Origin of the sequence: Pseudomonas sp. KBS0710, from assembly GCF_005938045.2 — a bacterium.
In the GTDB taxonomy this organism is placed as follows: Bacteria; Pseudomonadota; Gammaproteobacteria; order Pseudomonadales; family Pseudomonadaceae; genus Aquipseudomonas.
In genome coordinates this window covers 5,260,377-5,280,148 of the sequence record NZ_VCCF02000001.1, presented here as the reverse complement: position 1 = coordinate 5,280,148, position 19,772 = coordinate 5,260,377, and the positions used below count along the sequence as shown (strand labels likewise).

Below are 19,772 nucleotides of genomic sequence, written 5' to 3'. Positions count from 1 at the left end.
CCGCCGTCTATCCCGGCAACCGGAAAGGGGCTGCATCAAAGGCCATGGGCGCGTTAGGATGGCGCGAATTGCACCTGCGTAACGAGGAACGACATGACGGACATTGCCAAATCGACGCCGAACACCATCGAGATTGTTCAGCGTGACAATGCCTACAAGGGCTTCTACAGGCTTGATCGCGTGCAGCTGCGCCACGAGAAATTCGATGGCGGCATGAGCCGGGTGATCAATCGTGAAGTCTTTGTGCGTCATGACGCGGTGTGCGTGCTGCCCTACGACCCGCAGCGCGATGAAGTGGTGTTGATCGAGCAGTTCCGTATCGGCGCCATGGGTCGCACCGACAACCCGTGGCTGGTGGAAATGGTCGCGGGGCTGATTGACAAGGACGAACAGCCGGAGGAGGTTGCACACCGCGAAGCCGAGGAGGAAGCTGGCCTTACGTTCTCTGCGCTGTGGCCGATCACCAAGTATTTCCCGTCGCCCGGTGGCAGTACCGAATTCGTGCACTTGTATCTGGGCCGTTGCGACAGCTCAGGCGCAGGTGGCGTCCATGGACTGGAAGAAGAAGCAGAAGATATCCGCGTCACCCCCTGGGCCTTTGAAGATGCCCTGCAAGCGGTGCGTGACGGCAAAATTTCCAACGCAGCCAGCATTATCGCCCTGCAATGGCTTGCGCTTAATCGCGCGGAAGTGAGGGGGTTATGGCAGTAAAGGCACGGGAACGATACCGGGTTGACCTGATCGGGCTGCAAGCCGCCTGCGAGGCCAACTATGCACGCTTGATGCGCTTGCTCCCCGACATGCGTCACGCGCCTGAGGCGCGGCGGATTGCCGTGACCCATGGCGACCAGATGCTGGGCGTGCTGACCCTCGAGGTCATCGTCAACTGCCCGTACACCACCACCCTGCGTGTGCGCCAGGAACACAGCCTGCCCTGGCTGCCGGTGCCGCAGCTGGAGGTTCAGGTGTATCACGATGCGCGCATGGCCGAAGTGATCAGCGCCGAACATGCGCGACGCTTTCGCAGCATCTATCCTTATCCGAATGTGTTCATGCACCAGCCCGATGAGAAAGCACAGCTCAATGTGTTCCTCGGTGAGTGGTTGAGCCATTGCCTGGCCCTGGGCCATGAATTCGAAGTCGTGCGCTAGATGTGAACTGCGTCTTTCCTCTTTGTGTCCTGCCCCAGCATAATCGCGCTACCTATCCATTCCTGTGATTGCCCTGGGAGAGCGCCTTGCCGAGCGTATCCACCGTGAACCCTGATGCGCCGGCGCTGCTGGTGCAGTTGTCCGACAGCCACTTGTTTGCCGAGGCCGACGGTACGCTGCTGGGCATGAACACCCGCGACAGCCTGCAACGGGTGATTGGTTTGGTGCGCGAGCAACAGCCGCAGATTGATTTGATGCTGGCCACGGGAGACTTGTCCCAGGACGGTACGCTTGAGTCTTACCAGCAATTTCGCGACCTGACTCGGCAGATCGACGCGCCGGCGCGCTGGATTCCCGGCAACCACGACGAACCGCAGGTCATGGCCCACGCCGCCGTGCACAGCGATTTGCTCGAGCCGGTGGTCGATATCGGCCAGTGGCGCGTCACTTTGCTCGATTCAGCGGTTCCGGGTTCAGTGCCCGGTTACTTGCAGGATTCGCAATTGCAATTGCTCGCCCAAGCCCTGAGCGAGGCGCCTAACCGTCATCATCTGGTGTGTTTTCACCATCATCCGGTCTCCATCGGCTGTGCGTGGATGGAGCCCATCGGCCTGCGCAACCCTGAAGCCCTGTTTGCCGTACTCGACCGTTTCCCACAGGTAAAAGCTGTGCTTTGGGGGCATGTGCACCAGGAAGTCGACCGCGAGCGCAACGGCGTGCGCCTGCTGGCATCGCCGTCCACCTGTATCCAGTTCGCGCCGGGCAGCGAGGACTTCAAGGTCAGTGAGCAGGCGCCCGGGTATCGCTGGCTGCGATTGCATGCCGACGGACGGTTGGAGACGGGCGTGGAGCGGGTAAAAGGTTTCGAATTTACCGTCGATTACGGCAGTAACGGTTATTAACGGCTGTAAACACTGACCAAAATGTGGGAGCGGGCTTGCTCGCGAATACGGTTTAGCAGTCGACAGATGTGCTGGCTGACCCACCGCATTCGCGAGCAAGCCCGCTCCCACATGGGTTCTTTGCCGGCTGGACAATAGGGTACTCACACACCACCCCGATCCCTGTAAACTGCGCCTCTTTGGCTGATGCACGGAGAGCCCGGCATGTCCGCTTCGATTCTATATATCCACGGTTTCAACAGCGCGCCTGCGTCCAACAAGGCCACCCAGTTGACCACCGTGATGGACAGCCTCGGTTTGAGCGACCAACTGCGTGTGCCGGCCCTGCATCACCATCCGCGTCAGGCGATTCCTCAATTGGAAGAGGCCATTGCAGAACTGGGGCGGCCGCTGCTGGTGGGAAGCTCACTCGGCGGCTACTATGCAACCCATCTTGCCGAACGCCATGGCCTCAAGGCGCTGCTGGTGAACCCGGCGGTCAGCCCGCATCGGATGTTTGACGGTTACCTGGGCACCCAGAAGAACCTCTACACCGATGAAACCTGGGAGCTGACCCACGACCACGTTACGGCCCTGGCCGAACTGGAAGTGCCGGCGCCCCAGGACGCCGCGCGGTATCAGGTGTGGTTGCAGACCGGGGACGAAACCCTGGATTATCGCCTCGCCCAGCAGTATTACCGGGCCTGTGCCTTGCGCATCCAGGCCGGTGGCGACCACGGTTACCAGGGGTTCGCCCAGCAATTGCCGGCCATGTTGAGCTTTGCCGGCATTGGCGCAGATCAGTATCAATCCTTCGACTTTGCAGCACTGTAAAGTCCAAGGTCACTTTTTAATCGAACGACTCACGACGAGACCCCATGGCCACTCCCAGCGCTAGCTCTTATAACGCCGACGCCATCGAAGTCCTCTCGGGCCTCGACCCGGTGCGCAAACGCCCCGGCATGTACACCGACACCAGTCGGCCGAACCACCTTGCCCAGGAAGTCATCGACAACAGCGTCGACGAAGCCTTGGCCGGGCACGCCAAGTCGGTACAAGTCATCCTTCACGCCGACCATTCCCTGGAAGTGTCCGACGATGGTCGTGGCATGCCGGTGGACATTCACCCGGAAGAGGGTGTGTCGGGCGTTGAGCTGATCCTTACCAAGCTGCACGCCGGTGGCAAGTTCTCGAACAAGAACTACCAGTTCTCCGGTGGCTTGCACGGTGTGGGTATTTCCGTGGTCAACGCCCTGTCGAACCACGTGCGGGTCAAGGTCAAGCGCGACGGCAACGAGTACCAGATGACCTTCGCCGATGGCTACAAAGCCACCGACCTGGAAGTGATCGGCACCGTTGGCAAGCGCAACACCGGCACCAGCGTGTACTTCGCGCCGGACCCGAAGTACTTCGATTCGCCAAAATTCTCCATCAGCCGCCTCAAGCATGTACTCAAGGCCAAGGCCGTGTTGTGCCCGGGCCTGCTGGTCAGCTTTGAAGACAAAGGCACCGGCGAAAAGGTCGAGTGGCACTACGAAGATGGCCTGCGCTCCTACCTGGAAGACTCGGTCAGCGACTTCGAGCGCCTGCCCAATGAGCCGTTCTGCGGCAGCCTGGCGGGGAATAAAGAAGCCGTCGACTGGGCGCTGCTGTGGTTGCCTGAAGGTGGCGACAGCGTGCAGGAAAGCTACGTCAACCTGATTCCCACGGCCCAGGGCGGTACCCACGTCAACGGTTTGCGTCAGGGTTTGCTGGACGCCATGCGCGAGTTCTGCGAATACCGCAGCCTGTTGCCGCGCGGCGTGAAGCTGGCGCCGGAAGACGTGTGGGAGCGCATTGCGTTCGTGCTGTCGATGAAAATGCAGGAGCCGCAGTTCTCCGGCCAGACCAAAGAGCGTTTGTCGTCCCGCGAGGCGGCGGCGTTTGTCTCCGGTGTGGTCAAGGATGCGTTCAGCCTGTGGCTCAACGAGCACCCGGAGCTGGGCCTGGCCCTGGCTGAGCTGGCGATCAACAACGCCGGCCGCCGTTTAAAGGCCAGCAAAAAAGTCGAGCGCAAGCGCATCACCCAAGGCCCGGCACTCCCAGGCAAGCTGGCCGACTGCGCCGGGCAAGACCCGATGCGCTCCGAGCTGTTCCTGGTCGAAGGTGACTCCGCCGGCGGTTCCGCCAAGCAAGCACGGGACAAGGAGTTCCAGGCGATCCTGCCGTTACGCGGCAAGATCCTCAACACCTGGGAAGTCGACGGCAGCGAAGTCCTGGCCAGCCAGGAAGTACACAACATTGCCGTGGCCATCGGTGTAGACCCGGGTTCGGCGGACATCGCCCAACTGCGCTACGGCAAGATCTGCATCCTCGCCGACGCCGACTCCGACGGCCTGCACATCGCCACCTTGCTCTGCGCGCTGTTTGTGCAGCATTTCCGCCCGTTGGTGGATGCCGGCCACGTCTACGTCGCCATGCCGCCGTTGTACCGTATCGACCTGGGCAAAGAGATTTTCTACGCCCTGGACGAGGCCGAGCGCGATGGCATCCTCGACCGCCTGGTGGCCGAGAAGAAACGCGGCAAGCCACAGGTCACGCGATTCAAAGGCCTGGGTGAGATGAACCCGCCGCAGCTGCGCGAAACCACCATGGACCCGAACACTCGGCGCCTGGTGCAGTTGACCCTGGAAGACTTCGCCGGTACGTCGGAAATGATGGACATGCTGCTGGCGAAGAAGCGTGCGCCGGACCGTAAAGCCTGGCTGGAGTCCAAAGGCAACCTGGCCGAGGTGCTGGGCTGATGCGCACAGGTTTCGCCCTGGCGATCCTGATGTTGAGCGGGTTGGTGGCTTCCCAAGTGGTGGCCGCGCCCGTGGCTGAGCTTAAATTGGTCTCCGAACACCCGGTGGATGGCATGCGCGGTGGCAACCTGTCGGGCCTGGCGCTGTGTGGCCAGGACCTGTGGACGGTGTCCGACCGCGATGACGACCAGATCTACCGCCTCGATATCAGCGCGCCGACCTGGAAGGCCGAAACCGTAAAGATCGAGGTGCCGCCGGTGCCCGAGTCCGGTCTGCCTTGGGGGCTGCGTTCGCGCACCAAGGCTGCATCGTTCATTCGTGGCGGCGACCTGGATTTTGAAGGCATCACCTGTGACGCTGCCGGCAACCGCTACATTGTCAGCGAAGCCCATGCGGCGGTGCTGCAAGTGCCGGTGAGCGGCGCGCCTGAATGGTTGAAGATTGCTCCGGGCATGGTCCGCGAAGCGCGGGCCAGCGGGATGCTGCTGCACTTCAATGCCTTGTTCGAAGGCTTGGCGATCAACCCGCAAGGCAATCAGATCTGGCTGGCCGCCGAGCGTGAGCGCCGTGGCTTGATCTCGATCAAGCGTGGCCAAAGCGTGTGGGACTGTGACGGGCCCTGTGTGTTGCTGAGCGAGGCCGGCCAGGAAGTGCAGCCGGCGCAGTTTACTAACGCCAAGGCAGTGTCCAAGGACTTTGCCGACCTGGCGCTGTTCAACGGCAAGCTGTTTACCCTGGAGCGCAATGCGTTCCAGATTTGCCGGCGCGATGCGCTCACGGCCAAAGTCGAGCTGTGCTGGTCGTTTGCCGACGAAACCCTGGCACCGAACCGGCGTTATGCCCAGCCTTATGGCCTGGCCGAAGCCCTGGTGGTGGATGCCGAAGGCGCGTGGTTGGGTATCGACAATAATTTTGGCCCGCGTGCCGACGGTGAAAAACGCCCGGTGGTCTATCGTTTTGCCGTGCCGGCCGGTGGCTGGGGCGCGCAACCATGACGGCAGCGCCGCCCGGCAAGCGTGCCGGACGTGTACTGATGTTCGTGGCATGGGGCGCCGGGCTGTTTTTGGCCACGCGTTTTTTTGGGCAGTGGGAAGCGCGTCAGGAAAACCCCAATGCCGTAGTGACCTCGGAGCAGCACGAGGGTTACATCGAAGTGAAATTGCTGGGCAACGGCCAAGGGCATTTTGTCGCCAGCGGCCAGATCAACGGATCGCCGGTGGAGTTTATGCTCGACACCGGCGCGACCGATGTGGCGGTGCCGGCCGAATTGGCCGACCGCCTCGGGCTCCAACGTGGCCCGCCCGTGACCTTGAGCACCGCCAATGGGCGTAGCCAGGGCTACCGCACCCGCCTTGATCGCCTGAAGCTGGGCGATATCGTCCTGCAGGACGTGCGCGCGCTGGTAGCGCCGGGCCTGGGCGGCGAGCAGGTGTTGTTGGGCATGAGTGCACTGAAACAACTTGAATTTACCCAGCGCAGCGGCACCATGCTGCTGCGCCAGACCAAACAATGATGAGGCCCGCATGAGTGACATCCTCGCAGACAGCTTAGATGGCGTAGAACGCCGATCGCTGGCTGACTTCACCGAAAATGCCTACCTCAACTACTCCATGTACGTGATCATGGACCGTGCCTTGCCGCATATCGGCGACGGCCTTAAGCCCGTACAACGGCGCATTATCTACGCCATGAGTGAGTTGGGCCTGGACGCAGACTCCAAGCACAAGAAATCGGCGCGTACCGTCGGTGACGTGCTCGGTAAGTTCCACCCGCACGGCGACTCGGCCTGCTACGAAGCCATGGTGCTGATGGCGCAGCCGTTCAGCTACCGCTACACCTTGGTGGATGGCCAGGGTAACTGGGGTGCGCCGGACGATCCCAAGTCCTTCGCCGCCATGCGTTACACCGAGGCGCGCCTGTCGCGTTATTCGGAAGTGCTGCTCAGCGAGTTGGGCCAGGGCACTGCGAACTGGGGGCCGAATTTTGACGGCACCTTGGACGAACCGCTGGTGTTGCCCGCGCGTTTGCCGAATATCCTGCTCAATGGCACAACCGGCATCGCGGTCGGCATGGCCACCGACGTGCCGCCGCACAACCTGCGCGAAGTCGCGACTGCCTGCGTGCGTTTGCTCGATGAGCCAAAAGCCACGGTCGAACAGCTCTGCGAGCATATTCAAGGCCCGGATTACCCGACCGAAGCGGAAATCATCACGCCGCGCGCCGACCTGCTGAAGATGTACGAGACCGGCAAGGGCTCGGTGCGCATGCGTGCGGTTTACCACATTGAAGACGGCGACATTATTGTCACTGCATTGCCGCACCAGGTGTCCGGTGCCAAGGTGTTGGAGCAGATCGCCGCGCTGATGCAGGCCAAACCGTCGAAATTGCCACAAGTGGCTGACCTGCGTGACGAGTCCGACCACGAAAACCCATGCCGCATCGTGATCATCCCGACCAACAGCCGGGTCGACCACGAAGTGCTGATGCAGCATCTGTTTGCCAGCACCGACCTTGAGTCCAGCTACCGGGTCAACGTCAACATCATCGGCCTGGATGGCAAGCCGCAGTTGAAAAACCTGCGCAACCTGCTGGTGGAATGGCTGGAGTTCCGCGTACAGACCGTGCGCCGCCGCCTGCAATTTCGTCTCGACAAGGTTGAGCGCCGCCTGCACCTGTTGGACGGTTTGCTGATTGCTTACCTCAACCTGGATGAAGTGATCCACATCATCCGTACCGCCGAGCACCCGAAAGCCGAGCTGATCGCGCGTTTCGAGCTGAGCGAGATCCAGGCCGACTACATCCTCGACACCCGCTTGCGTCAGTTGGCGCGGCTGGAAGAGATGAAGTTGCGCGACGAGCAAGATGCACTGCTCAAGGAGCAAGCCAAGCTGCAAGCCCTGTTGGGCAGCGAAACCAAGCTCAAGAAGCTGGTGCGCAGCGAGCTGATCAAAGACGCCGAAACCTATGGCGATGATCGCCGTTCGCCAATCGTCGAGCGCGCAGAAGCGAAAGCCCTGACAGAAACCGAGTTGCTGCCTAACGAGAAAATTACCGTCGTTCTGTCGGAAAAGGGTTGGGTTCGTTCCGCCAAAGGGCATGATATTGACGCCACCGGCCTCTCGTACAAGGCTGGCGATGGTTTCAAGACCGCAGCGGCCGGGCGTTCCAACCAGTTTGCGGTGTTTATCGACTCCACCGGGCGCAGCTACTCGGTGCCGGCGCACACCTTGCCATCCGCACGCGGGCAGGGCGAGCCGCTGACCGGGCGCCTTACGCCGCCACCGGGGGCGAATTTCGAGTGCGTGCTGCTGCCGGATGACGATTCGCTGTACGTGATCGCCTCCGACGCGGGTTACGGTTTTGTGGTCAAGGGTGAAGACCTGCAGGCCAAGAACAAGGCGGGCAAAGCGTTGTTGAGCTTGCCGAACAACGCCAAGGTGATCCTGCCGCGCACCGTGGAAGACCGCGAGAGCAACTGGCTGGCGTCGGTGACCACCGAAGGGCGTTTGCTGGTGTTCAAGATCAGCGATTTGCCACAGTTGGGTAAAGGCAAGGGCAACAAGATTATCGGGATTCCCGGGGAGCGCGTGGCCAGTCGCGAAGAGTACGTGACCGACATCGCCGTGATCCCGGAAGGCTCTACCCTGGTGCTCCAGGCCGGCAAGCGCACGCTGTCTCTGCGCCCCGACGACCTCGAACACTACAAGGGCGAGCGTGGTCGACGGGGTAATAAACTGCCGCGTGGCTTCCAGCGTGTGGACGCTTTGCTGGTGGAAACGCCTGTTTAAGGCGGATTAGAGGGCTCGATCTACGATTTAACGCGTAGATCGACGCTTTCGCGCTGGAGTCAGGGCGCATATTCACGGATGATATGGCCTTTCCAGCGCCGGCGTGGCCGAGCGTGTTTAGGTTATTTTTAGTATTACATTGTGGTTCGCCTTGTGGCAGCCACCTGGATGGGATGATGACTGCTCCACGCCTTCCTTTATTTTTGATGCTCGCTGGCCTTTTGGGGTTGGCGGGTTGCAGCACACACCAACCGGTGTCGCTGTACCAGCTGGACAGCGGAAGTCCGGCTCAGCCTGCGCAAACCGCAGGTATGGCCGTTTTGCTTGGCCCGGTCGTCGTTGCTGATTACCTGCAACGCGAAACCCTGCTGCAACGTCAGAACGACGGCAGCCTGCAAGGTTCCACCGATGGTCGTTGGGCGGGTAGTCTGTCGTCCGATATCAACCAGCTGATGTTGCGTCAGGTGGCTGGCCATCTCGACAGCCAGCGTGTGGTGCTTGCGCCTGGGCCTGCCGGTTTTAACCCGGATGTGCAGGTATTGCTGACCATCACGCGGCTCGACTCGGGTACTTCGCAGCCGGCGATTCTTGACGCGCAATGGCGCTTGATCGACCGCCGTGGCCAGGTGCGCGATAATCGCATCGTGCATCTGCAGGAAGAGCATACCGGCAGCACCGCGTCCCAGGTCCAGGCCCAGGGCGTGTTGTTGCAGCATTTGGCGCAGCAGTTGTCGGTGGCCCTCAAGCCATTGGCCAACCAGCCGCCAGTGGCTGAAGCGCCGCGCAAGCAAGCTCCGGCTCAAGCCAAACCGTCCGCTCCGGAAAAGCCGAAGATGCCGATGGCCACGCCGATTCGCACGGATATGGAAGTGTTCAGGTTCTGACCTGAATCGCGCCCAAGCAAAAGGCCCGCTTACTCAGCGGGCCTTTTGTTGTCTGCGATCAAGCTGTCAGGGCTTGTTACGGGTCTCATGCATCCGCGCCAACTGCCGTTCCAGCATCGACGGGTACGGCTCCATCAGCCGCTCCACACAGCTCGCGCCTTCAGGGCTGGCAATCGGGCGGATACGTGCGCGCTGGCGGATCAACGCATCTTCACTGATCTTGCGCTCCACCAGCAGCAGGTTGCGGCTGTGTTGGGACAAGGCCAGCGCATCCTGGGCGATCTCGGTAAGCAGCAGGTCGATCTGGCTCATGCCGAACAGATCGTCACCGACGGTCAGGCCAAGTTGCAGCTGCAACGTAATGCCGCTGTCGGCCACTTCAATCTGCAAGGCATGGCCGAGGGCGCGCAGCAGCTCGCCGCAGCAAATCGCATTGGTCAGGTAGTCTTCGCCGCTGTCTTCGCTGTGGAACAGCATCAACGTGCTGCCGTCGTTCAGGGTATGCAGCTCGCTCTGGTAGAGCGAGGCCGCCTGGTCGAGGCAATCGCGGTAGCGCTCCAGCAATTCAGTGAGGCGCGCACGGGGCAGGCGACGCAGTTGGTCCTGCGCACCCAGTTGCACAGCCAGTACGGCGCTGTGCTGCGGCTCGGTATTTTTTACCGGCGCAGGTTGCGGTGCCACCACGGGCGCGGCGGCCGAGGTGTCGCGCAGGTCGGCGAACGGGTCTTCATCGTCCAGTTCGTCTTCTTCGGCCTTGATCACCTGGCGTGGAGCAGGTTTGAGGGCAGCCACCGGCGCACTTTCGTCAAAGCCTGGGTCACGCAGGTTGCGCACTTCAAACTCGGGCTCGTCGTCGTAGTCGGTGTCGTCGTACTCAGGTTCGGGTTCAACCTCAGGCACCACCGGCTCCGGGGCGAAGCTGGCGTGAAGCTGGCGGGCGAGGTCGCCGATTTCATCCTGGCGGTCGGTGGCCGGGGTGTGTTCGTCGATATCGCGCAGCCAGATGCGCAATTGCATCAGCGGCGTGGAGATATGCCGACCCAGGCGCAAGCTCAGGGCCAGGGCCAAGGCCAGCAGGATCGCGCTGAGGATGCCCATGCTTTGCAGGCTGATGGTCATCGGCTGCTGGAATTGCTGCATGTCGAGGCTGATGCGCAGTTGCCCGGCCTTCACATCCTGAAACGTAATATTGCTCGAATACAGGCCTTCGGCTTCACCCAACAGGCCGTTTTTCGGGCGCTGCCCGGCTTCGGCCATGATCCGGTTGTCCACGCTGTAGATGGCGGCATGGGCCACCAGCGGGTTCTTGGTCAGGTTATTGAGCAGCACGTTGAGGCTGAGGATGTCGTTGGACACCAGCAACTCAGTCGCCGAGGTGGCGGTCTGGGTTGTGAGGCTCGCGCCCAGGGCATCGGCTTGCTCGTGCATGGCCTGCTTGAACTGCAAACCCATCACGCAGGCGTAGATCACCAAGGCCAGAGCGACCAGGATCACGTTATGGCTGGCGATGCGTAATGCGATCGGTACACGGCGGTGGCGCAGTGCCCGGAAGATCAGCAGGAAGAAGTTATCGGTTTTTACTGGCGTGGGCCGGTTCACTTGCGCTCGGCTCTTGGTCCGTGAAGTTGACGCGCAGTATAGCGACAGGCCTAGAACCGGCAAAGCGCTCGCTGCGCCCGATGGTCACTGAAAGTGGGTAGAATGCGGTTTTTTTCCAGCCTGGGGGTGCGCTTTGCGCGAAATTGTCCTGATAAACATCACTGGCGAAGATCGCCCGGGCCTCACCGCGGCCATTACCGGTGTTCTGGCCCAGGGTGGTGTGAACATTCTCGACATCGGCCAGGCGGTGATCCACGACACGTTGTCGTTTGGCATCCTGGTTGAAATTCCCAGCACCGAGCAGGCCTCGTCGGTGCTTAAAGACATCCTGTTTACGGCGTATAAGCTCGATCAGCAGGTGCGTTTCACGCCGGTCTCCGAAGCCGATTACCAGCATTGGGTGGACGGCCAGGGCAAAAAACGCCACATCGTGACGCTGCTGACCCGCAAAGTGACCGCCGAACAATTGCAGCGCGTCAGCTCCATCACCGCTCAATATGGTTTGAATATCGACCATATCGACCGTCTGTCGGGTCGCATGCCATTGGACACGCCGGCGGACAAAGGCAAGGGCTGTATCGAGTTCTCCGTGCGCGGCGAACCGGCCGACCCGCAAGCCCTGCGCGCTGAATTCCTCAGCGTGGCCCAGGAACTGAATGTCGACATCGCCTTCCAGGAGGACTCGCTGTTCCGCCGTAACCGCCGCCTGGCGGTGTTCGACATGGACTCCACGCTGATCGAAGCCGAAGTCATCGACGAACTGGCCAAGGCTGCCGGTGTGGGTGAGCAAGTGTCCGAAATCACCGAGCGCGCCATGGCCGGTGAGCTGGATTTTCGCGCCAGCTTCAAGGAGCGCCTGGCGCTGCTCAAGGGCTTGGACGTGAGCGTGCTGGATTCGATTGGCGCCTCGCTGCGCCTGACCGAAGGCGCCGAAACCCTGTTCGCCGAACTCAAGCGCCTGGGCTACAAGACCGCCATCCTGTCCGGCGGCTTCACCTACTTCGCCAAGCAATTGCAGGCCAAGCTGGGCATCGACTATGTGTTCGCCAATGAGCTGGAAGTGGTGGATGGAAAGGTGACCGGCGTGGCGGTAGAGCCGATTGTCGACGCGCAGCGCAAGTCGGACTTGCTCAAGGAGTTGGCCCACAAGGAAGGTTTGCGTCTGGAGCAGACCATTGCGGTCGGCGACGGTGCGAATGACTTACCGATGCTGGCGATTGCCGGTTTGGGTGTGGCGTTCCGTGCCAAGCCGCTGGTCAAGCAATCGGCCAAGCAGGCGATTTCGACGCTGGGGCTGGATGGTGTGTTGTATCTGCTGGGCTTTCGCGATCGCGACGGGCAGTTGTAACTGTAGAAATGCAGTAAAAAATGTGGGAGCGGGCTTGCCCGCGATAGCGGTAGATCAGTCAATGATGTATCGACTGATACTCCGTCATCGCGGGCAAGCCCGCTCCCACATTTTGATCTTCAATAAGCTTGAATCAGGCTTTAGGCGCGGCGATACCCTGGCCCATCTGCACTGGCGTACCTGCCACCAGCTCTTCTGCCCACTTCACCTGATCCGGCCCGAACAGCACGATGGCGGTCGAACCCAGCTTGAAGCGGCCCAGTTCAGCACCTTTCTCCAAGTGAATCGGCGCGCGTGCGGCTTCGTCGTAGCGGAAGGTTTTCAGCTCACGCTTGGGCGGCGTCACCAACCCGGCCCACACAGTTTCAATCGACGCCACAATCATCGCGCCCACCAATACCACTGCCATCGGGCCGCGTTCGGTGTCGAACAGGCAGACAACACGTTCGTTGCGCGAAAACAGTTCAGGCACGTTTTCGGCGGTGGTCTGGTTGACCGAGAAAATCCGGCCCGGCACGTAGACCATCTCGCGCAGCGTACCGGCCAAAGGCATGTGTACGCGGTGGTAGTCCTTCGGTGACAGGTAGATGGTGGCGAAATCACCGCCCATGAATGGTGCGGCCAGCGCTGCGTCGCCCCCCAGCAATTCCAGCACGCTGAAGCTATGGCCTTTGGCCTGGAACACCCGGCCGTGTTCAATCGGGCCAAGCTGGCTGACCGCGCCGTCGGCTGGGCTCAGCACCGCGCCTGGGGTTTCATCCAGCGGGCGGGCGCCGTCTTTGAGGGCGCGGGTGAAGAAGGCGTTGAAGTGCTCGTAGGCGGTGAGGTCTTCCACCAGCGCCTGGGACATGTCCACTTGGTAGCGCTTGGCGAACCAGGCTGTGAAGGCATTCTTGAACCAGCGCACGCGGCACTCGGCAATGCAGCCGGCCAGGCGCGACAGCAAGTGGTGCGGCAGCAAGTACTGGCTGAGGATAAACAACTGCTTTTTCATAACTGTCCTTAAACCTTAAATCTCGACGGGGGTGTCGGGGTGGTTGCCCCATTCGCCCCAGGAACCGGCATAACCTTTGACTCGCGGATAACCGAGCGCCTTGGCCACCAGGTAGGTGAAGCCAGAGCGGTGGTGAGTCTGGCAGTGGGTGATGATTTCTTTGTCGCGGGTCAGCCCGAGGTCTTCGAGGATCTGCGGCATGTCGCGGCGGATACGCAGGTTGCGCGCCTTGTCCATGCCGGCAGTCCATTCGAAGTTGACGGCGCCGGGGATGTGCCCGCCCTTGGCGGCGAGCACCTTCTCGCCGGAATACTCCAACGGGCCGCGCGCGTCCCAGATGCCCAGGTCGGCGGCACCGAGTCGGCTTTGCAGGTACTCGCGGGTGGCGGTGGGGCCGTCGTGCAGCGTGAGGCTGACCGGGCCGCCAACCGGGGCGGGCACTTCGGTGGACACTGGGTGCTGACCTTCCAGCCAGGCCAGCAGGCCGCCGTCCAGGTAGTGGTATTTCTGGTGGCCGATCACGTCGAGCATCCAGATAAACCGCCCAGCCCAGCCGCCGCCTTCGTCGTCATAGACGACGTAAGTGGCGTCCGGTGTGTGGCCCAGTTCGCCGAACAGCTTTTCCAGGTCGGCTTTGTGCGGCAGCAAACCGGGTGCTGGCGGCTGGCCCAACTGGGTGCGCTTGGGGTCAACGAAATGCGCGCCGGGGATATGCCCTTCGACGTAGCGGGCGGCACTGGTGAGGTCCACCAGAATCAAGTGTTCGGCATCCAGGCGGCCAAGCAGGTCGCTGGATTCGATCACCAGCGGCAAGCCAGAGAAGTCAGGCATGTGAGGTCTCCTGCGCACAAATGTTGGCGATAAAGGACGGCGATTGTAGCGCAAGCATCAGGCGCTGCGGTTGGTAAAGCTGTGCAGGGCCTTCTCGATGCATTGAGCGGTTTTGCCGAAGGCTTGCACGGTGGTTTCCGAGAACGGCCCGCCGCCTTGGTCGGCGACCATCAGCATCACTACGCGGCCATTGCAGCTCAGAGAGCGTAGCAACAGGTGTTCACCGGTAAACCAGCGGCGCAGGATCGGTGGCAGCAGCGCGGAAAATTGCGCGTGATTGTCTGGCGTGAGACGCACTTGCGCGGACTTTTCCAGCAGGCGCTGCAGCAGCGTGCTGTTGACGACATCCAGGCTCAGGTTGGCAGCCTCCTTTGGCAAACCATCGGCCTGATGCACGCGCAAGGTGCTCAGGGCGCGGTCGGCCATAAAGAGCAGCACACGCTGCATGCCACTGGCGACCAAGGCTTCCCTGGCGCAGGTGGTCAAGTGCATGGCGTTGGCAAAGCGGCTCGGCTCGACCAGCAATTCGGTGCAGCGCTTGCGCCACACGGCCAGTGCTTCGGCAGTGGGCGGTGGTGCGGGCAGCAGGCCGCGATGGACTTTTTGCACATGCCACGGCCAGATCAGCGACAGCGCCGGGTGCCAGAGGTCCGGCATCAAGGTGGTGCGCGCGCTGGTCACCGCTTGTTGGTGAACCTGTTGCTGCACGTCACACAGCGGCGCTTGCAGGTACAGCGCGGTGAGGTATTGCCAGCGCTCGGTGTGCGGGCAGGTCCAGGATTCCTGGGCCGACATCGCCAGGCCGTTGGCCAGCAGCACGGTATTGGCGGGCTGGTTCAGCCAGCGCCGCAGGTTGGGTTCGGCATCGAGCAATTGCTGCTGGCGCAACGCGTCATCTTCGCGGGCGATGTGCAGTGCCTTCACCAGCAAGCGCTGTTCGGTCAGCAGCAGGTTGTAGCCCTGGGATACCCAGATCGGCAGGTGCCAGGCTTCGGTCAAGCCCAGGCACAGGTCGAGCAAGCGTACACCGAACAGTTCCTGCTCGACCTTGCGCGCCGACTGGCCTTTGTGGATCACTCGCAGTTCCCATTCTTCCAGAAGCTTGGGGTAGGCCACGGCCAGCGGCCACAGTGGCGACAGAAACAGCAGGCTGCCCCAATGGATGTCTTGCCACAGCCGCGCCAGGCGGCTGGCGAACAAACCATTGGCTTGCTGGGAGGCGTGCTGGCTCACCAGCAGCAATTGGCGCAAGGCCACCGGGATGTCTTTTTCCGGCACCGCGGGCAGGCGCGCGAGCAATTCTTCTGCGCGTTTAAGGCCCAGGCGGTTCAGCGCCACTTCGAGGTTTTCTGCCGGCCCCGACAGGCTGCCGTGCGCCTGGCTGTTGGCTTCGCGCATCACGCTGAGCACCAGCGCCGGGCTGTTTTGCATCAGCTCGGCAATATCTCGCAAAGAACTACGGCTGTCGCGGATGGCCTTGCACACGCGTTCGTGACTAGCCTGAGGAACAGGCAGCAGCACATCGTCCAGGCGCTTGATCCAAGCGGCGAGGTTGGTGGGTTTTGTCGTTGGAACTGTCGTTTCGTTTGCCATGATTGGGGCGCGATCATCACTTGCGTTCAACACGCCCGGAACGGGCCGAATTGGCTTTTCGCCTTAACGGGCTATAGTCTGGCGCAGTTTTGCCGATAAGTAGAACAAGAGTTTTCTGCAGCACCCATTATGTCCATGAACCCGACGGCGCAAGTACCAATCTCCTATGGCTAAAATTATCGGCATCATCGTCGTCATCGCAAGTGTGCTCGGTGGGTACGTCTTGTCCCACGGTAAAATTGCCGCGCTGATCCAGCCCTTCGAAGTGCTGATCATCGGCGGCGCCGCGTTTGGTGCTTTCCTGCAGGCCAACCCCGGCTACATGACCATGCATGTGATCAAGAAGTCGCTGGGCATGTTCAGTTCGCGCTTCTCCCATACCTTTTATCTCGAGGTGCTGGGGCTGATCTACGAGATCCTCAACAAGAGCCGCCGCGAAGGCATGATGGCCATTGAAGGCGACATCGAAGACGCTGCCGCCAGCCCGATTTTCGCCAAGTACCCGGCCGTGCTCAAAGATGAGCGCATGACCGCGTATATCTGTGATTACCTGCGCATCATGTCCTCCGGCAACATGGCTCCGCACGAGCTCGAAGGCCTGTTCGACATGGAGCTGTTCAGCCTCAAAGAAGAGCTGGAACACCCTTCCCACGCCGTGACCGGCATCGCTGACGGCATGCCCGGTTTTGGTATCGTCGCGGCGGTACTCGGTATCGTGGTGACCATGGCATCCCTGGGTGAAGGCGACCAGAAGGCCATCGGCATGCACGTGGGCGCGGCCCTCGTCGGGACCTTCTTCGGTATCCTCGCGGCCTACGGTTTCTTCGGCCCATTGGCCACGTCTCTGGCCCACGATGCCAAGGAAGAAGTGAATCTGTACGAAGCGATCAAGGCCTGCCTGGTGGCTTCGGCGTCCGGCATGCCGCCATCGCTGGCGGTGGAGTTCGGGCGCAAGGTGCTGTACCCGAAACATCGCCCAAGTTTTGCCGAGCTGGAACAAGCGGTTCGCGGTCGCTAAGTCATGGAAAACAACCAGCCGATAATCATCAAGCGCGTCAAGCGCTTCGCTGCGGGGCACCATGGCGGCGCCTGGAAAATCGCCTTCGCCGACTTTGCTACGGCGATGATGGCGTTCTTCCTGGTGCTGTGGCTGATGTCGACCGCCACGCCCGAGCAGAAGATCGCCATCGCCGGTTACTTCAAAGACCCGATTGGTTTTTCGGAAAGCGGCACGCCCTTCGTGATCGACCTGGGCGGCTCGCCGCAACTGGCACCTGAGCGCACCATCAACCCGGAAGTCAAAACCGAGTCGCCGCAGGAAAACATTCCGATCGAGCGCGAAACCGTCGAAACCATGGCCGAGCAGGTCGAGAAAGAACGCCTGGAGTTGCTGCTGCAGGAACTGCAGACCAAGGTCGAAGAAAACCCGCAACTGCTCAAATTCAAGGACCAGATTTCCTTCGAGATTACCCCGGAAGGCTTGCGCATCCAGATTACCGACGCCGCCAACCGGCCGATGTTCGACTCCGGCAGTGCGCGCTTGAAACCGTACTTCGAAGACATCCTGCTGGCCATGGCCGACACCATCAAGGCGGTGCCAAACAAGATCAGCATCAGCGGCCACACCGACGCCAAGCCCTATGCGGGCCAGGGCGACTTCGGCAACTGGGAGCTTTCGGCCAACCGCGCCAACGCCGCCCGGCGTGCGCTGGTGGCGGGCAGCTATCCCGACCCGCAAGTGGCGCGCGTAGTGGGGTTCGCGTCCTCGCAGTTGTTTGACCCTAAAGACCCGTTCAACCCGATCAACCGCCGTATCGATATTGTAGTGCTGACTAAAAAAGCCCAGCGTGCGATTGAAGGTGATCAGCCGCCACCTGCGGCACCGACCCAGGGCGAAGGCGCGCCGGGTGAAGTGCCGGCCGATCCGAATGCGATTCCGCCAGGTCAGGAGCCGTTGCCAGCCCATGAGTTGCGGCAGAAGCTGAACCTGTTTGATGACGGCGGGGTGAAAGACCCGACGGCACCTGCGCCGGCGCCGGGTTCGTAGTCCAGATACAACAAGGCCGCGATAATCGCGGCCTTGTTGTATCTGCGGTTTAGTAGCTGCTCTCCGGCAAGCTCGCAATAATCGACCGATAGCTGTTCATTCGCTGCTGCTGCACACGCCCATCTTCCAGGGCCTTGAGCAATGCACAACCCGGCTCGCGGTCGTGTTTGCAGTCGCGGAAGCGGCAGGTGCCGATCAGGTCGTTGAACTCGATGAAGCCCGCTTCCACATCGCTGCGGCTGACGTGGCCGAGGCCGAATTCACGGATGCCTGGGGAGTCGATCAGCTCACCGCCGCCGGGGAAGTGGAACAACCGCGCAGTGGTGGTGGTGTGGGTGCCCTGGCCGGACAGTTCCGAGAGCGGGCCGACGCGGGTGTCGACTTCCGGCAGCAGGCTGTTGACCAGCGATGACTTGCCCACGCCCGACTGGCCGACGAACACACTGATGCGCCCGTCCAACTGCTGTTGCAGCTGTTCCATGCCATTGCCGTGATGCGCCGACACTTCCAGTACCGGGTAACCCAGCGTGCGGTAGACCGCCAGCAACGCGTTGAGCGCTGGGGCGTTCTGTTCGTCGATCAAGTCGAATTTGTTCAACAGCAGCAGTGGGCGAATGCCGGCGTGCTCGGCTGCGACCAGGTAGCGGTCGATCAGGTTGGCATGCGGCTCGGGCAGCGGTGCGAACACGATCACGATCATGTCAACGTTGGCCGCCACCGGCTTGAGCTGGCCACGGCTGTCGGGGCGGCGCAATTCGGTGGTGCGCGGCAACTGGGCGACAATTACGCCGATGCCCTGGTTGCCGGCACGCCACACGACCTTGTCGCCGGTGACCAGCGCAGGCAGGTTGGCGCGCAAGTGGCAGCGCGACACCGAACCTGCGAGTTCGCCTTCGAGCGCCTCGACTTCGACCTGCACACCAAAGTGCGCGATCACCAGGCCCGTTTGTTCAGGCCCCAGGTCGCCGCCCTCGAGCGCTTCCACGGCGGAGGATTCACGTTTGGCGGCGCGCGCGGCGCGTTCACCTTGAATCTTTTCGATGCGCCAGTTTTGGCGGCGATTGAGCTGGCGTTTGGCCATTGGTGTTCCGTGTCGATAATGCAAAGGTTGGGTAAAACGGTCGCGAGTCTAGCACGCCCCCGCCTGCTAAACTGCGCAGCTAAGCCAAGGGCCAAGAGAATCAAGCCATGCAAAACCCACAGAACCTGATTTGGATCGATCTGGAAATGACCGGTCTGAACCCCGACACCGACGTCATCATCGAGATGGCGACCATTGTCACCGACAGCAACCTCAACACCTTGGCTGAAGGTCCGGTGATCGCCATCCATCACAGCGATGCCGTACTGGCCACCATGGACGAGTGGAACACCCGCACCCATGGCAATTCCGGCCTGACCCAGCGCGTGCGCGACAGCCGTATCAGCATGGCTGAGGCCGAAGCTGAAACCATCGCCTTCCTGGAAAAGTGGGTGCCCAAGGGCAAGTCGCCGATCTGTGGCAACAGCATCTGCCAGGATCGTCGCTTCCTTTATACGCACATGAAGGGGCTGGAAAGCTACTTCCACTACCGCAACCTGGATGTGTCCACCTTGAAAGAGCTGGCGGCGCGCTGGGCGCCGGAGGTCAAGGACAGCTTCCATAAGGGCAGCACGCATTTGGCACTGGATGATATTCGCGAGTCGATCGCTGAGTTGCAGCATTACCGCAGGCATTTCATCAAGGCTTGAATCTTTGGTGCCTGCTCTGGCCCCATCGCAGGCAAGCCAGCTCCCACATTTGAAAGTATTCACAGGTCAAAGTGTGGGAGCTGGCTTGCCTGCGATGCTGTCGACACGGTCTTTCGCCATGCGCCCCCTTTTGGTGCCACCA

At 61.4% G+C, this 19,772-nt stretch carries 18 protein-coding genes; 13 read left to right on the top strand and 5 right to left on the bottom strand.

The window, feature by feature from the left end:
* Positions 1-93 precede the first annotated feature (93 nt).
* The 9 genes from FFI16_RS24205 (at position 94) to FFI16_RS24165 (ending at position 9,487) form a co-directional block, all read left to right on the top strand.
* Positions 94-711: an NUDIX domain-containing protein gene (locus FFI16_RS24205; protein ID WP_138817128.1), complete on the top strand. Its 618-nt coding sequence runs from the start codon at positions 94-96 to the stop codon at positions 709-711.
* Positions 702-1,151 carry a DUF1249 domain-containing protein gene (locus FFI16_RS24200; RefSeq protein ID WP_017138485.1) on the top strand — a complete coding sequence of 150 codons (450 nt, stop codon included), beginning with the start codon at positions 702-704 and terminating at the stop codon, positions 1,149-1,151. The genes FFI16_RS24205 and FFI16_RS24200 overlap by 10 nt, the downstream gene beginning before the upstream one ends.
* 86 nt (positions 1,152-1,237) lie before the next feature.
* The gene (gene cpdA / locus FFI16_RS24195) at positions 1,238-2,053 is read left to right on the top strand and encodes a 3',5'-cyclic-AMP phosphodiesterase (protein ID WP_138817127.1); all 816 of its coding nucleotides are present in this window, start codon (positions 1,238-1,240) and stop codon (positions 2,051-2,053) included.
* A gap of 204 nt (positions 2,054-2,257) precedes the next feature.
* Positions 2,258-2,866 (top strand): YqiA/YcfP family alpha/beta fold hydrolase, encoded by a 609-nt coding sequence (locus tag FFI16_RS24190; protein ID WP_056860542.1) that lies wholly within the window; start codon positions 2,258-2,260, stop codon positions 2,864-2,866.
* Between the two features lie 44 nt (positions 2,867-2,910).
* A complete protein-coding gene (parE, locus tag FFI16_RS24185; protein ID WP_138817126.1) occupies positions 2,911-4,815 on the top strand; it encodes a DNA topoisomerase IV subunit B in 1,905 nt (634 codons plus the stop codon).
* On the top strand, positions 4,815-5,810 hold the full coding sequence (locus FFI16_RS24180) for an esterase-like activity of phytase family protein (RefSeq protein ID WP_138817125.1): 996 nt from the start codon (positions 4,815-4,817) through the stop codon (positions 5,808-5,810). The genes parE and FFI16_RS24180 overlap by 1 nt, the downstream gene beginning before the upstream one ends.
* On the top strand, positions 5,807-6,328 hold the full coding sequence (locus tag FFI16_RS24175; protein ID WP_058422427.1) for a TIGR02281 family clan AA aspartic protease: 522 nt from the start codon (positions 5,807-5,809) through the stop codon (positions 6,326-6,328). The genes FFI16_RS24180 and FFI16_RS24175 overlap by 4 nt, the downstream gene beginning before the upstream one ends.
* 10 nt (positions 6,329-6,338) lie before the next feature.
* Entirely contained in the window at positions 6,339-8,603 is a 2,265-nt protein-coding gene (gene parC / locus FFI16_RS24170; RefSeq protein ID WP_017138479.1) for a DNA topoisomerase IV subunit A, read from the top strand.
* Positions 8,604-8,779: 176 nt separating this feature from the next.
* Positions 8,780-9,487 carry a membrane integrity-associated transporter subunit PqiC gene (locus tag FFI16_RS24165; RefSeq protein ID WP_178112709.1) on the top strand — a complete coding sequence of 236 codons (708 nt, stop codon included), beginning with the start codon at positions 8,780-8,782 and terminating at the stop codon, positions 9,485-9,487.
* Between the two features lie 66 nt (positions 9,488-9,553).
* Here FFI16_RS24165 and FFI16_RS24160 read toward each other — a convergent pair whose 3' ends face one another.
* The gene (locus FFI16_RS24160) at positions 9,554-11,086 is read right to left on the bottom strand and encodes an AhpA/YtjB family protein (RefSeq protein WP_138817123.1); all 1,533 of its coding nucleotides are present in this window, start codon (positions 11,084-11,086) and stop codon (positions 9,554-9,556) included.
* Between the two features lie 133 nt (positions 11,087-11,219).
* Here FFI16_RS24160 and serB point away from each other — a divergent pair, with 133 nt between their 5' ends.
* Positions 11,220-12,434, top strand: coding sequence for a phosphoserine phosphatase SerB (serB, locus tag FFI16_RS24155; RefSeq protein ID WP_138817122.1), 1,215 nt, complete (start codon positions 11,220-11,222; stop codon positions 12,432-12,434).
* A gap of 133 nt (positions 12,435-12,567) precedes the next feature.
* On the opposite strand, the gene asd is transcribed toward serB, so the two are convergent.
* From asd to FFI16_RS24140, 3 genes are read right to left on the bottom strand one after another with little or no spacing between them, the layout of a single operon-like run.
* Positions 12,568-13,428 (bottom strand): archaetidylserine decarboxylase, encoded by an 861-nt coding sequence (gene asd, locus FFI16_RS24150; protein WP_138817121.1) that lies wholly within the window; start codon positions 13,426-13,428, stop codon positions 12,568-12,570.
* A 15-nt stretch (positions 13,429-13,443) separates the two neighbouring features.
* Positions 13,444-14,259, bottom strand: a complete 816-nt coding sequence (locus tag FFI16_RS24145; protein WP_138817120.1) for a rhodanese-like domain-containing protein — start codon at positions 14,257-14,259, stop codon at positions 13,444-13,446.
* Between the two features lie 57 nt (positions 14,260-14,316).
* The gene (locus tag FFI16_RS24140) at positions 14,317-15,852 is read right to left on the bottom strand and encodes an HDOD domain-containing protein (RefSeq protein ID WP_138817119.1); all 1,536 of its coding nucleotides are present in this window, start codon (positions 15,850-15,852) and stop codon (positions 14,317-14,319) included.
* A gap of 166 nt (positions 15,853-16,018) precedes the next feature.
* Between FFI16_RS24140 and motA the strand changes: the two genes are divergently transcribed.
* Together motA and motB are read left to right on the top strand one after the other, a co-directional pair.
* Entirely contained in the window at positions 16,019-16,870 is an 852-nt protein-coding gene (motA, locus tag FFI16_RS24135; protein WP_003217532.1) for a flagellar motor stator protein MotA, read from the top strand.
* Positions 16,871-16,873: 3 nt separating this feature from the next.
* Positions 16,874-17,899: a flagellar motor protein MotB gene (gene motB, locus FFI16_RS24130; RefSeq protein ID WP_138817118.1), complete on the top strand. Its 1,026-nt coding sequence runs from the start codon at positions 16,874-16,876 to the stop codon at positions 17,897-17,899.
* Positions 17,900-17,948: 49 nt separating this feature from the next.
* On the opposite strand, the gene rsgA is transcribed toward motB, so the two are convergent.
* Entirely contained in the window at positions 17,949-18,980 is a 1,032-nt protein-coding gene (gene rsgA, locus FFI16_RS24125) for a small ribosomal subunit biogenesis GTPase RsgA (RefSeq protein ID WP_003171340.1), read from the bottom strand.
* 107 nt (positions 18,981-19,087) lie between these two features.
* On the opposite strand from rsgA, the gene orn reads away from it, so the two are divergent.
* Positions 19,088-19,630 carry an oligoribonuclease gene (gene orn / locus FFI16_RS24120; RefSeq protein WP_138817117.1) on the top strand — a complete coding sequence of 181 codons (543 nt, stop codon included), beginning with the start codon at positions 19,088-19,090 and terminating at the stop codon, positions 19,628-19,630.
* Positions 19,631-19,772 lie beyond the last annotated feature (142 nt).